The organism is Effusibacillus consociatus, assembly GCF_042652925.1.
GTDB classification, from domain to species: Bacteria; Bacillota; Bacilli; order Tumebacillales; family Effusibacillaceae; genus Effusibacillus; species Effusibacillus consociatus.
Genome location: NZ_JBHSHC010000120.1, coordinates 20,175 through 31,635, shown reverse-complemented (window position 1 = coordinate 31,635; position 11,461 = coordinate 20,175). Strand labels below are relative to the sequence as shown.

General features: G+C 48.4%; 16 protein-coding genes. 4 read left to right on the top strand and 12 right to left on the bottom strand.

Annotation, left to right across the window (positions count from 1 at the left end):
• Positions 1 to 93 precede the first annotated feature (93 nt).
• Entirely contained in the window at positions 94 to 597 is a 504-nt protein-coding gene (locus ACFO8Q_RS18095; protein ID WP_380027590.1) for a hypothetical protein, read from the top strand.
• Between the two features lie 240 nt (positions 598 to 837).
• Here the strand turns inward: ACFO8Q_RS18095 and fabL are convergent, their stop codons facing one another.
• Together fabL and ACFO8Q_RS18085 are read right to left on the bottom strand one after the other, a co-directional pair.
• Positions 838 to 1,599 carry an enoyl-[acyl-carrier-protein] reductase FabL gene (gene fabL / locus ACFO8Q_RS18090; protein WP_380027588.1) on the bottom strand — a complete coding sequence of 254 codons (762 nt, stop codon included), beginning with the start codon at positions 1,597 to 1,599 and terminating at the stop codon, positions 838 to 840.
• Positions 1,600 to 1,643: 44 nt separating this feature from the next.
• On the bottom strand, positions 1,644 to 2,102 hold the full coding sequence (locus ACFO8Q_RS18085) for a DUF402 domain-containing protein (RefSeq protein WP_380027586.1): 459 nt from the start codon (positions 2,100 to 2,102) through the stop codon (positions 1,644 to 1,646).
• Between the two features lie 165 nt (positions 2,103 to 2,267).
• On the opposite strand from ACFO8Q_RS18085, the gene ACFO8Q_RS18080 reads away from it, so the two are divergent.
• Both ACFO8Q_RS18080 and fabI read left to right on the top strand, forming a co-directional pair.
• Positions 2,268 to 3,152, top strand: a complete 885-nt coding sequence (locus ACFO8Q_RS18080) for a metallophosphoesterase (protein ID WP_380027584.1) — start codon at positions 2,268 to 2,270, stop codon at positions 3,150 to 3,152.
• Between the two features lie 237 nt (positions 3,153 to 3,389).
• Entirely contained in the window at positions 3,390 to 4,160 is a 771-nt protein-coding gene (gene fabI / locus ACFO8Q_RS18075) for an enoyl-ACP reductase FabI (protein WP_380027582.1), read from the top strand.
• Positions 4,161 to 4,261: 101 nt separating this feature from the next.
• Here fabI and ACFO8Q_RS18070 read toward each other — a convergent pair whose 3' ends face one another.
• Positions 4,262 to 4,456, bottom strand: coding sequence for an iron-sulfur cluster biosynthesis family protein (locus ACFO8Q_RS18070; protein WP_380027580.1), 195 nt, complete (start codon positions 4,454 to 4,456; stop codon positions 4,262 to 4,264).
• Positions 4,457 to 4,837: 381 nt separating this feature from the next.
• A complete protein-coding gene (locus ACFO8Q_RS18065; RefSeq protein WP_380027578.1) occupies positions 4,838 to 5,014 on the bottom strand; it encodes a hypothetical protein in 177 nt (58 codons plus the stop codon).
• A gap of 80 nt (positions 5,015 to 5,094) precedes the next feature.
• Between ACFO8Q_RS18065 and ACFO8Q_RS18060 the strand changes: the two genes are divergently transcribed.
• A complete protein-coding gene (locus ACFO8Q_RS18060) occupies positions 5,095 to 6,123 on the top strand; it encodes a glycosyltransferase (RefSeq protein ID WP_380027576.1) in 1,029 nt (342 codons plus the stop codon).
• Here ACFO8Q_RS18060 and ACFO8Q_RS18055 read toward each other — a convergent pair.
• The 8 genes from ACFO8Q_RS18055 to ACFO8Q_RS18020 all read right to left on the bottom strand — a co-directional run bounded on the left by ACFO8Q_RS18055 (position 6,110) and on the right by ACFO8Q_RS18020 (position 11,453).
• The gene (locus tag ACFO8Q_RS18055) at positions 6,110 to 6,805 is read right to left on the bottom strand and encodes a FadR/GntR family transcriptional regulator (RefSeq protein WP_380027574.1); all 696 of its coding nucleotides are present in this window, start codon (positions 6,803 to 6,805) and stop codon (positions 6,110 to 6,112) included. The genes ACFO8Q_RS18060 and ACFO8Q_RS18055 overlap by 14 nt on opposite strands.
• A gap of 77 nt (positions 6,806 to 6,882) precedes the next feature.
• Positions 6,883 to 7,527, bottom strand: a complete 645-nt coding sequence (locus tag ACFO8Q_RS18050) for a Bax inhibitor-1/YccA family protein (protein WP_380027572.1) — start codon at positions 7,525 to 7,527, stop codon at positions 6,883 to 6,885.
• Between the two features lie 49 nt (positions 7,528 to 7,576).
• On the bottom strand, positions 7,577 to 7,957 hold the full coding sequence (locus ACFO8Q_RS18045; protein WP_380027570.1) for a hypothetical protein: 381 nt from the start codon (positions 7,955 to 7,957) through the stop codon (positions 7,577 to 7,579).
• A gap of 14 nt (positions 7,958 to 7,971) precedes the next feature.
• On the bottom strand, positions 7,972 to 8,142 hold the full coding sequence (locus ACFO8Q_RS18040) for a hypothetical protein (RefSeq protein ID WP_380027568.1): 171 nt from the start codon (positions 8,140 to 8,142) through the stop codon (positions 7,972 to 7,974).
• A gap of 148 nt (positions 8,143 to 8,290) precedes the next feature.
• A complete protein-coding gene (locus tag ACFO8Q_RS18035; RefSeq protein WP_380027566.1) occupies positions 8,291 to 8,599 on the bottom strand; it encodes a hypothetical protein in 309 nt (102 codons plus the stop codon).
• Between the two features lie 15 nt (positions 8,600 to 8,614).
• A complete protein-coding gene (mutY, locus tag ACFO8Q_RS18030) occupies positions 8,615 to 9,694 on the bottom strand; it encodes an A/G-specific adenine glycosylase (RefSeq protein WP_380027564.1) in 1,080 nt (359 codons plus the stop codon).
• A gap of 63 nt (positions 9,695 to 9,757) precedes the next feature.
• Positions 9,758 to 9,934: a hypothetical protein gene (locus tag ACFO8Q_RS18025; RefSeq protein WP_380027562.1), complete on the bottom strand. Its 177-nt coding sequence runs from the start codon at positions 9,932 to 9,934 to the stop codon at positions 9,758 to 9,760.
• 328 nt (positions 9,935 to 10,262) lie between these two features.
• On the bottom strand, positions 10,263 to 11,453 hold the full coding sequence (locus ACFO8Q_RS18020) for an ornithine--oxo-acid transaminase (protein ID WP_380027560.1): 1,191 nt from the start codon (positions 11,451 to 11,453) through the stop codon (positions 10,263 to 10,265).
• Positions 11,454 to 11,461: the final 8 nt, after the last annotated feature.

Here is an 11,461-nt window from a genome sequence, read left to right as displayed (position 1 = left end):
GGTGAAACAATAAATGGCCCTAGTCAAGAGACTAGAGCCTGTAAGGAAATTTTAATTCCGAGAGTCTTACAATATAAAACGGAGGTGTTGTTGATGACAGCAAACCACTCGGTTCGTAAAGACAATTTTAGAAAGGGTGGCCTAATTCCTGTACTGTTCGTATTTCTATTGTTGACCGGTTGTGCTTTCGTTCCAATTGGAAACGGACCGTCCGTATCGATAGAAAAAGCCAGAAAACAACTTGCCGAACTCGGATACACACCAAAGGATCTGAGGTATATACAAGGCCCTCCTAAATATATGCCTTGGGTCTGTATTTGTGAGAACAAGAAAAAAGAAGAATGGGGTGTAGTACTTCACCCCTCCGGAAAAGTGGAACAAGTGCAATTGGGTACGAAGGAACACCTGTCAAGAGAACAAATGCTCAAAAAACTCGAAACGTTAGGATACAAGCGGGATGAGTTTATGGAGCTCAATTTACATTTAATGGTATCTGGAGACGGAACTTTCTACTGGTCATTTCCGGTTGACTTGGAACACGGAAAGTATATTCGCTTTAACCTGGCGGGTGAGAAAATAAATTCGGATTCAAAATAGACTTCAAACACACCCCGAGTCACCCGTTTTACGACCGGTTGTTTGAAACGCCCATTCAATTAACGTGTATGCCATTCGAAATGTGTTCCTCTGCCTCCTGATAAACGAGTATGCCGTACCCGATCTCAGCTGTTCCCTCATGATCAGGCACGGCATTAAAGCCCTTCTCCCCTTTGATCCGTTGATCTCTGGGCAGCCTTGACCAGATCCAACGTACATTCGGCAAATTGATTCCCCAAATCAGTCTCCCAATAGTGACACTCCGCCATCCACAATAATCGTCTGGCCGCGAATCATCCTTGCCTGATCCGAGCATAGGAACGCAACCGCGTTCGCAAGATCTTGCGGCTCAACGAGGCGACCTGCGGGTGTTCGCCGGCGAGCAGCTTCCAACAATTCTTCCCGATTGGGGAAATGTGTCAACGCATCGGTGTCGACCGCTCCACCGGATACCGCGTTCACGATAATATTTTGGGGAGCCAGCTCAACCGCCAGATAACGCGTCAATGCTTCTAGCGCGGCTTTGGATACCCCGACTGTAGTGTAGTTTTCAAGGACGCGCATCGAGCCCAGGCTGGATAATGAAACAATTTTCCCGCCCCCGCGTTTCTCCATTAACGGAGCCGCTTTTTGTGCACAGAACAACAGTGCCTTTGCATTAATTTCCATCGTCCAATCCCAATGGTTTTCTTTCAGCTCCATTAAAGGCAGCAGCACACCGGAAGCCGCATTGGAGATCAAAATATCCAATCCGCCAAATTCAGACTCAATTTCTTCGAACATCGCACCAATCTTTTCGATATCTCCCACATTGGCCTTGATTATATGACAGCGAACGCCTTTCGCACGGATCTGTTCGGCCGTTTCTTCAGCCGGTTTCCGGTTTCTGAAAAAATTTATGATCACATCACAGCCCTGATCGGCGAGAGTCAGCGCAATCACCTTTCCAATTCCCCGACTGCCTCCTGTTACCAGAGCCACTTTTCCTTTTAACGACGACATATGTACCTCCTTAGTACCAACTTCTAATAGCTGCTATCACACTATTATACTCTATATGAAAAAGGTTCGCGACGTTCACTGATTGCCTGAAGCAATTGCCGCAATCCTTCCTCCACCTTATCCCGAATTTCCTCGGAATATCTCATTCGTTGGGCGTTTTCCTCATATTCATCCCGGTCCAATACCTTGAAACTCCCATCGGCATACACATATACATCAAGGTCGTAATCAACAAAATGCACTTCGTTTTTCTTTTTATTAAACAGCGGGGGAGCAGCGACATTGCAATACCATTCGCTACCATCCGATTTTTTTAAAAGAAACGCATTAAACCAATATTCCGGGTGAAAATACGCCTCCACCTCATAATCGCTTGTCCAAACGGAGCCATCCGAGTTACGAACCGGAGTGTGTGGAGAAATAGCGAGCCGAAGCGGCTCTTCCTCAAGCACCACCGCAGCATCCCAACTGCGATGAGCGAATCCATCATGCTTTATAGACAAAATAGTAACTTTCCGCAGAACAAAACCCTCCCTTTTCCCAGTGCTCCCAGATAATGATCAATGATTTTTCCCTCTCAATCTAGTAAGATAAAAACTTAGTGGGCTATAAAACCGGACAATGATCGGATAAACCAAACAAAAAATCGAAAGAAAGGAGTGATCATCTTGATCTGGTGGTTTGCACTCGCAACTCTTACTCTACTTCTTGCCTATTCTTATTGGAACACATTTCGGCCGGTCTTGCGAGACGTCGAGATGACCATTCCCAATAAAAATGGGCTTGATGACCTGAAAATTGTTCAACTGTCCGACCTGCATATGGAACGACAGTCGATCTCTCCACAGCGGATGCACAGCCTGGTAGCAGCAGCAAATCCTGACTTGATTGTAATGACGGGTGATTACCTGGATCGCTACCACAACATTGACAAATGCTTGGAGTACCTGAAAGAGATTAAGCGGGTGAATCCGAAGTACGGCATCTATATGGTATTTGGCAATCATGACCACTACTTGGGTGATCAGATCGATGAGTTTGCCGAAGCAATCGAGGCCCTCGGCTGTCATATCCTGCGCAACGAGTCAAGAACAATCGATATTAACGGAACTCCGCTTACCATTATCGGAATCGATGATTTCTGCCTTGGTAAAAGCGACATTGCCAAATCGTATGCGAACGTTCCCGAAGAGGGTATCCATCTGGTCCTCGCGCATGATCCCAACACCGTTCTCGCAATGAAGGAAGATCACAAAGCGGATTACATCCTCTCCGGTCACTTCCATGGCGGGCAGTTTAACTTAATTCCTTATCTGCATCGTATCATGGGAGGATTCGGTGAATTGCCGAAGCAGGATATCCTGAAAGGTATTCACGTGGTAAACGGAAAGACTCTCTACATCTCCGAAGGTCTTGGACAAAGCGGTTTGAATGTCCGTCTCCGTTCCCGTCCCGAAATTACTGTGCACACCCTGCGAACAGGCAATCAGGCAGTAAGAACTTCCAAAGTTCCGAAAGTGGAAACTCTTGCTCCTGCGTTGGAAACTGCATAGTAATACACTGTATTGAAAGGCGTGACCTGATTGGTTACGCCTTTTTAGTATTTCCCTATTTATTCGTTAAGTCAACAAACGCGCCTCCCCATTTGCATAGTGCCTCTATCTACGTGTAGAATAGCAAAAGGTTTCACCGACGTGATAGTCGAACTTGTACGCAATTTTTGGTAAAATAAAAAAGGCTTCAGATACGAAGCACTCCTCTAACAGGGATTATCGGAAGGGAGCATCATCATGCAAAATTTGTTACAGGGCAAAACGATATTAATCATGGGCGTTGCAAATGAACGAAGCATCGCCTGGGGAATTGCTCAATCCTTACATAACGCCGGTGCAAAATTGGCCTTCACCTATCAGGGCGAACGCGTGGAACGCCGCATCAAGGAACTTGTCCAGGACATGCCCGGAAGCATTGTGCTTTCCTGCGACGTTACAAAAGATGAAGAAATTGACGCAGTCTTCTCCACCCTGGAAAAAGAAGTAGGCACCCTGGACGGACTCGTTCATTCCCTCGCATTTGCGCAGAAAGAAGATTTGGAGGGACTCTTCGTCAATACATCCAGAGCCGGTTACGCTCTTGCACAAGATATTTCCGCTTACTCTCTGGTAGCTGTGACTCAACGCGCGCGGAAATTGATGAAAGACGGCGGTTCCATCCTTACCATGACCTATCTCGGCGGGGAGCGTGTGGTTCAAGGATACAATATGATGGGCGTCGCCAAAGCGGCTCTGGATAGCTGCATGAAGTATCTCGCAGCTGACCTCGGTCCTGAAAATATCCGTGTAAACGCGATTTCAGCCGGTCCGATCATGACCTTGGCTGCCCGCGGCGTACGCGACTTCTCCACCATGCTCAAACATGTTTCCGAGAAAGCTCCGCTGCGTCGCGGCGTCACCCAAGAAGAAGTGGGCAATACCGCTCTCTTCTTACTGTCCAACCTTTCTTCCGGCATTACAGGCGAAATCATCCACGTCGACGCCGGCTATAACATTCTCGGACTATGAGCACTCCCCCGCCTTCACTTCGAGAGGCGGGGGAATTCTCGCTGTTTTGGTTAAATTCATGCGCAACCGCAGGCGTTTCTCCTGCGGGGTTTTGTTAAACCTTAAACCTGAAACACTCCGGGGATCATCCGCTCGGGGCTTTTTAATTTATAGGCACCAAGACCGTCATCATAATCAATGGTGAGGTGATCCTCAAAGTACACTCGCGACCCTTTGTCCACCACAACATGCACATTTCCGCAGGAATACACTTCATCGCCTTGTCTCGGCTCATCCAGAGCGAGATCATATGTCATGTTGGCGCCTCAGCCGCCTTCCATGATCACCATTAAACGGACATAAACATCGGGTTGCTCCTCAGATGCCCATTCGGACAGTTCCCTTTGGGCTCGCTCAGTAACTTTGATCATAAGTTGTGACCTCCCTTCCCAGCCGATCCTGATACGTTTGGATTCCATGTATAATCTTCCCCCGAAATTCCCCAAGCTATCTCGAAACCACTGGAACTTGGAGGTGTCGGGCATGTATGTGGGCCGGAGCCAGGAGGAGTTGCGCGACCTGCCTTTATCGGCGCGACACGGTTGCTACCGGGTGGCGCCTGCACACTTTGTGATCTCTGTTACTTTTTTAAAAGTTGACAAACATTTTTTATTCTAGGACAATTTCAGTAACATACTTTATTTCAGAAACCGTTTTTTCAGCGAGAACCCTCCGCCCGCCAAAAGCAGCCCAAGGACAAGAAATAGCACTCCATACCCGTACATTGCTTCCGAGAACATGATGCCTACCATGGCGAAACTGCCCATCACCAATAACGTCAAGATAAAATAAACGATTTTGACATTTCGGGACATATGATTACCTCCACTCTTCTCTGAGGTCATCATAACACCGAATCCAATTTCTCATCAACTGATTGAAAGAAGGACTATTTATGAACGTACTGCTCGTACTGCCTCCGAACCAACCTCGTTCCGGCGGCAACATCACATATTCGACCCGCATCAAAAAGGGGCTTGCTCCCCACAAAATTGATATCGAAATCCAATCTCTCGATTCCGTACAACTCCACCATTACGAAAAAGCGGATATCGTGCATGTATTCAACGCTTTCCGAACAGGCCGGTTTGTGCTTCCCATCGTCAAGGAACTTGAGAAACCGATGATTCTGACCATCACAGGCACAGACATCAACGAATACATGACCAAAGAGGAAACACGGGAGGAAACCTACCAGGTAGTGGAATATGCCTCCCAAATCATTCAGTTGACCCAAACCTCCAGACAGCAATTGATTGACCTGGTTCCTTCGGGGGGGGCAAAGTCCGTCGTTGTCAATTTGGGAATTGACCTCCCGAAAAGGAACGAAAAAACCCGTGCAGATTTCGGATTTCAAGATGGAGAGTTTGTTTTCTTACTTCCTGCCGGAATCCGACCTGTGAAAAATCCGCTGGCTGCCTATGAGCCACTGCGCAGAGTACACGGACGCTATCCGGCGGTACGGTTTGCTGTGGCAGGGCCGGCGATGGACCAGACCCTTTTTTCCGAGTTTGAAAAAAAGATGGATAGTACCGAATGGGCGATCTATTTGGGAGAAGTGGATCATCAAGATATGCCCGCGCTGCTGGCGGCGGCGGACGTAATCCTGAACACCTCCAAGTCGGAAGGCTTATCCCACGCATTGCTGGAAGGGATGTTTCTTGGCAAGCCGGTGTTAGCTTCAAGAGTGCCTGGCAACGTCGATTTGATTGAAGATGGCGTGAACGGATTTTTGTACTCGAATGAAGATGAGTTTGCAGAAAAAGCGATCTGGTACATCGAAGACTCGCAACTGAGGCATCAACTGGCAGCAGCCGGCCAACAATGGGTAAAAGACCGGTATTCGGTTCAGCGAGAAATTGAAACAATAAAGAAGATCTACGAAGAAGTAATGAGTCGGGAGTACTCGTTTAAGGGCGAATAGGCCGTTTGATAACCTCTCCCACTTTGTGCAAATATTTTTCTGCCACACGGGACGCCCGTTCAGGGTGTCCTTCTCTTATCGCTTCCGCCCAGTCCGCATAGTATTGCGCTACCTCCCGATAAGGAAGAACCGGGAGAGTGGCATGAATCACATCCATCAGCGATTCGGTCAACGTATTCATCAAATTCTGGATCACCGGATTCCCTGTAGCCGCAGCAATGGCCTGGTGAAAACGGATATCCGCCTGGACGATATCGGCATCGGAGACAGCCCATTCAAATTCAATCAATGCGGACGCAATTTCTTCATAAGCCTGGCTTGTCCGGTTCAATGCAGCCCAGCGGCTGGCACCAACCTCAAGAATCGTACGCACTTCATGCAAGCTGACAAGATCGTTGCGTCCAATGAGTAAGGCGGCCTGCAGAGGTGCATAGAGATGCTTGTTCAAATCCACCTGGGAGACAAACGTGCCATCCCCTTGGCGCAGTTCAACCAGCCCCATCGCTTGCAAGGAGGACAATGCCTCTCGGATCGTGGGACGGCTGACTCCAAACTGTTTGGCCAGTTCTTTCATGGAAGGCAGCTTGTCCCCCGGGTTCAGATAGCCTTCCTGGATGTACCTTTGGATTTGGACTGCAATATTCTGATAGATTTTACCGTTCGATGATTGGTTTCTTTTCATATCTTTATTTTACTGATCTGCAGATAAAAAAGCCACGATGCTTTGGCAGCGTGGCAGAATTTTTTGTCGAATGGGCATTAATCCCGTTTCAGATTCAATCCGAACAAACGCAGGATGAACAAGAACAGGTTTACAAAGTTCAGGTAGAGACTCAGCACCACCATCGGTACTTCTTCCCGGCTCACCCCGTAACGGACAACCCGGGAGAAATCATATAAGGTATAGCCAAGGAAGATGAACACGCCAAGCAAAGTGTAAACCCAGTCGGCAGTCCGGGAGAACGGAAAAAAGAAGCTAACGATTCCCATCCCTAACAGGGCAATCAGACCAATAAACAGGAACCCGCCGAGGAAGCTGAAATCCGCTTTTGTAATACCCGCATACAAAGCGGCTCCTCCGTAAGCGATGACGGTCACTGCGAACGCCTGAAGCACAATCGGGGCTCCGATGTGACTTACGTAATCTCTGATTGCCGGAAATAATGTAATCCCCGAGATGAACGAAAACGTAAACAGAAAACCGTAACCCACCACTCGCCTGCGGCGAATGAACATGGCAGCCACGATCATGATGATTTCAACAATCATCAACGGCAGAAACAATGCCGGGGGAACAGACTGCCCAACATACAACCCGGCTGTAGCAAGCAACAAACTAAAAAACAGAGCAGGGAACAGATCTCCCATCGTCACCCGTGTACCGGTCGTATAGTTTGAGTACATAATCTCGCCTCCTACTTCCTCATTGTATTCTGATTTACAAGCCTCATACCTAGGCCGAAAACTTTGATCCCAACTTGGTCATTAACTTCGCAACATCCGAATCGAGCAGCGGCCTGCCCTCGTTTTGCAGCTTTTCCCCAATCCGGCTCAGTTCATCATAAATGAACTGCAGGATGTCATACTTGTTGTGCCCTTTCTTCACTTCCATCGACGCGCTCTTTAACTGATCGATATACATTTCCGTTCCATCACCGCTTGCGTTTCCGGTCGGAGTGGATTTGTCATAGACCGTAATGACGCCCGAGTTGTTTGCGATAAAGTAAACAGTGAAGTACGGAGAGTTTAAAGAATCCTCTCCATAAACAAATGTGGCACAGACACACCTTTCCATTTTACGAATCGTATAGTTAACTGTTTGTTCGGCAGCCATATACCCTCCGGATTCTAGCAGGATGACTGCGGCACGTTCGGTACCCGCACAGAAAAATCATCCTCAAATTCATCATAATCAATCTGCACCCCGTCAATCTGCGATGCCGCAAACGGATCAAAAAGAAAACGCAGCCCCTTGGCTTCAATCTGACGGTCTTGAGCTTGTGACTCATCCAGAGTCATCTGATACTTGAAACCGCCTCAGCCAGGAGTTACTTTGATTCGGATGCTCAGGTGTTCCTGGTTTTGCTCTTTTAGAATCTCTTTAATTTTTTCTACCGCCAGATCGGTAATTGTCACCACGGCATGTCACCCCCGTTCGTATATTGTATCATATTTCCGAAAAAAACCAGATTTTCATCGATTCACGGCCACCCTGGAGCATTTTGTCCAATCGGCTCTGCAGTTCCTGATAGTCAGGTTGAACGTTCAAACTTTCGCGAACCGCTTCAAATCGATCGATCGATTCGACCGTAAATGTTTCAATAAACTGATTTGTACGCTGATTGCTTTCCAATACTTCGATATCGGCAATCCCTGCTTCATTCATCTTTCGCTTGAACTCTGCCGCCCACTCCAAATAACTCTCCCTTTGTTCGGGAACAATTTTGTATTCAAAGAATCCTCGAACTCGTCCCATCGCTCAATCCCCTTCCTAGACCAATCCCTGCAGCGCTTTCGCAAGTTTCTGATGGGCTACCGGCATAGGAAAATCGGCCAACTCCCAAACGTTCACCCAACGCGCCGTCTCCGACTCCGCCACAGGTTCACCGATCACTTCACAAGTGTAAGCTTGCAGATTCCAATGCAGGTGACTGAATGTATGTTGAACGTCGGCAAAGTGGGAATTCACCGTCAGACGGAGAGCCCATTTTTCCCAAAGGATACGCTGCAATGCATTCTCGTGTGATTCTCCGTTGTCCACTTCACCCCCAGGGAACTCCCACATTCCCGCAAGCAGCCCTTCCAATGGCCGTCGTGTAAGAAGCACCTTCTCCTCATACCGGACGATACCGGTCGCAATATCGAGGGGACGGGGGGGCTTCTTCTTCCCTTTCACCGGGAGATCTTCCTGTACGCCTTCTTTATGTGACCTGCAAACCTCCTGCAAGGGACATGACGGGCAGCGGGGAGACTTGGGGATACAGATTCGTGCCCCCAGTTCCATCAACGCTTGATTGAAGTCTGACGCCTCCCCCGGCGGGATCAGAAATTCCGCCAGTCCTTCAAACTTCTTGCGGGCGGCCGGTTTGGACACATCATCTTCAATCAGAAACAGGCGGGACAATACACGAAAAACATTCCCGTCAACGGCTGGCACAGGCACGTTATACGCAATAGACAATACCGCACCGGAAGTATAAGGTCCGACGCCAGGCAATGAGGAGATCTCTTCCAGCGTATCCGGTACGCGCCCGCCATATTTCGTATGAACCTCGCGTACTGCAGACTGCAAATTGCGTGCCCGGGAATAATACCCAAGCCCTTCCCAGTGTTTTAACACCTCTTCTTCGGGAGCGGCTGCAAGTGATTCTACTGTCGGAAAACGCTCCATGAACCGGGTCCAATAAGGGATTACGGTTTCCACCCGCGTTTGTTGAAGCATCACTTCCGACACCCAAATCTTATATGGATCGCTTGTCCTGCGCCACGGCAGGTCGCGTTTGCTCTCGTTGTACCAAGCGAGAAGCCGTTTGCCTACTTCGGCGGCCTCCCGATTGCTCACATTCATCATATGGAAAGCCCCTTTCTCCCATCATTATATGACGGAAAAAAGGGGCTTGCAAAGACGAGTTTCCTACCACCACAGCCCATAGCGAGTGCCGGGCATTGCAATAAGATCCGTTTCAGAATCTGACACATGTGAATTCTCCCGAAACTCTGGGGAATCATGACTCACGGGGAATGGCGGGACTGTCTCCTCGCGCAGTTCCGGCAGGAATGGTATTTGATAGAGCAAAAAGTATCTGTCCATACGGTTCCCTCCAATACGCGCCCTTTCGCCCGGGAACCGGGCGCCTACCCATTAATGTATGTGGAACCTGAACATCACGTTCATGATTTCTCTTTCAAAAAGGACCACCCCAAAAATAGCAAAAGGGTCCCAATCAGAACAGGCCATTTTAACGTTGCGAACCAATAAAAGAACGAATCCCAAAAAGCACTCCATCCGGTCATGGAAACACCTCGTGTTGTCCCTTCCAATGTCGATTTCAATTTCAGTATACCGGTTGGACTTGTCAGATAAAAGTTACGGTTCGATTACAAATGTTAAGTCTTCTTCTAATGTTAAGTCTTCTTGTTTAGGATAGGACTTGTCGAATTCGTTCCAATGCCCAGTCGAGATCCGGCTTTTGAATCACCAGTGGAGGAGCGAATCGGATCGTCGTCTCATGCGTTTCTTTGCAGAGGAGTCCCATTTCTTTCAGCCGTTCACAATAAGGTCTTGCTTTCGTATTCAGTTCCACCCCGATAAACAAACCGCGACTGCGAATTTCTTTGATAACCGGGTTCCGTATTCCTTGTAGTGTTTCCAAGAAGTATTGACCCAGTTCGAGGGACTGCTGCACCAAATTTTCATCGACAATCACGTCCAATGAAGCGTTGGCAACCGCACAAGCAAGAGGATTTCCGCCGAACGTGGATCCGTGGGATCCAGGATCAAACACGCCAAGAATCTCAGGATCGGAGGCAACTGCGGATACCGGCATTACCCCGCCGCCCAGTGCCTTCCCAAGGATATACATATCAGGCTTAACCTCTTCCCAGTCGCACGCAAAAAGTTTACCTGTCCGGCCAAGTCCGGTCTGGATCTCGTCGGCTAGAAACAGCACCTGATTTTGTTTGCACACCTCATACGCTTTCCGCAAGTACCCTTCGGGCGGGATGATGATGCCCGCTTCTCCCTGAATGGGTTCAAGCATGAAAGCGGCCGTATTCGGCGTGATCGCTTGTTTTAATGCTTCAACGTCCCCATAAGGAATGATCTTGAATCCGGGTGTCAATGGTCCAAACCCGCGCTTGTATTCTTCGTCTGATGAAAACGAAATGATTGTGGTGGTACGCCCATGAAAGTTTCCGGTACAAACGATAATTTCAGCTTGGTTATCAGGCACTTGTTTGACATCGTACGCCCAGCGGCGCGCTGCTTTAATGGCTGTCTCAACCGCTTCCGCCCCGGTGTTCATCAGCAGGATCATATTCTTGCCGGTCATCCGTGCCAATTTTTCATAAAACAGGTGCATTTGATCGTTATGAAACGCACGCGATGTTAAAGTTACCCGATCCGCTTGATCTTTTAACGCTTGAATGATTCTTGGATGACGGTGCCCCTGATTCAATGCGGAATACGCACTCAACATGTCCATATAACGATTGCCTTCGGGATCTTCCACCCAGATCCCTTCCGCTTTCGAGATTACTATCGGTAGAGGATAGTAATTGCGCGCCCCATATTTTTCCGTCTGTTCTATAATTTCATGAGTTGAAGCCATCGTCCCCA

Bases quoted from the DNA above. Each gene is read 5' to 3' on its own strand.
- ACFO8Q_RS18095 (WP_380027590.1), top strand. From the start codon at position 94: ATGACAGCAAACCACTCGGTTCGTAAAGACAATTTTAGAAAGGGTGGC.
- fabL (WP_380027588.1), bottom strand. From the start codon at position 1,599: ATGTCGTCGTTAAAAGGAAAAGTGGCTCTGGTAACAGGAGGCAGTCGG.
- fabI (WP_380027582.1), top strand. From the start codon at position 3,390: ATGCAAAATTTGTTACAGGGCAAAACGATATTAATCATGGGCGTTGCA.
- ACFO8Q_RS18070 (WP_380027580.1), bottom strand. From the start codon at position 4,456: ATGACATATGATCTCGCTCTGGATGAGCCGAGACAAGGCGATGAAGTG.
- ACFO8Q_RS18065 (WP_380027578.1), bottom strand. From the start codon at position 5,014: ATGTCCCGAAATGTCAAAATCGTTTATTTTATCTTGACGTTATTGGTG.
- ACFO8Q_RS18060 (WP_380027576.1), top strand. From the start codon at position 5,095: ATGAACGTACTGCTCGTACTGCCTCCGAACCAACCTCGTTCCGGCGGC.
- ACFO8Q_RS18055 (WP_380027574.1), bottom strand. From the start codon at position 6,805: ATGAAAAGAAACCAATCATCGAACGGTAAAATCTATCAGAATATTGCA.
- ACFO8Q_RS18050 (WP_380027572.1), bottom strand. From the start codon at position 7,527: ATGTACTCAAACTATACGACCGGTACACGGGTGACGATGGGAGATCTG.
- ACFO8Q_RS18045 (WP_380027570.1), bottom strand. From the start codon at position 7,957: ATGGCTGCCGAACAAACAGTTAACTATACGATTCGTAAAATGGAAAGG.
- ACFO8Q_RS18040 (WP_380027568.1), bottom strand. From the start codon at position 8,142: ATGACTCTGGATGAGTCACAAGCTCAAGACCGTCAGATTGAAGCCAAG.
- ACFO8Q_RS18035 (WP_380027566.1), bottom strand. From the start codon at position 8,599: ATGGGACGAGTTCGAGGATTCTTTGAATACAAAATTGTTCCCGAACAA.
- mutY (WP_380027564.1), bottom strand. From the start codon at position 9,694: ATGATGAATGTGAGCAATCGGGAGGCCGCCGAAGTAGGCAAACGGCTT.
- ACFO8Q_RS18025 (WP_380027562.1), bottom strand. From the start codon at position 9,934: ATGGACAGATACTTTTTGCTCTATCAAATACCATTCCTGCCGGAACTG.
- ACFO8Q_RS18020 (WP_380027560.1), bottom strand. From the start codon at position 11,453: ATGGCTTCAACTCATGAAATTATAGAACAGACGGAAAAATATGGGGCG.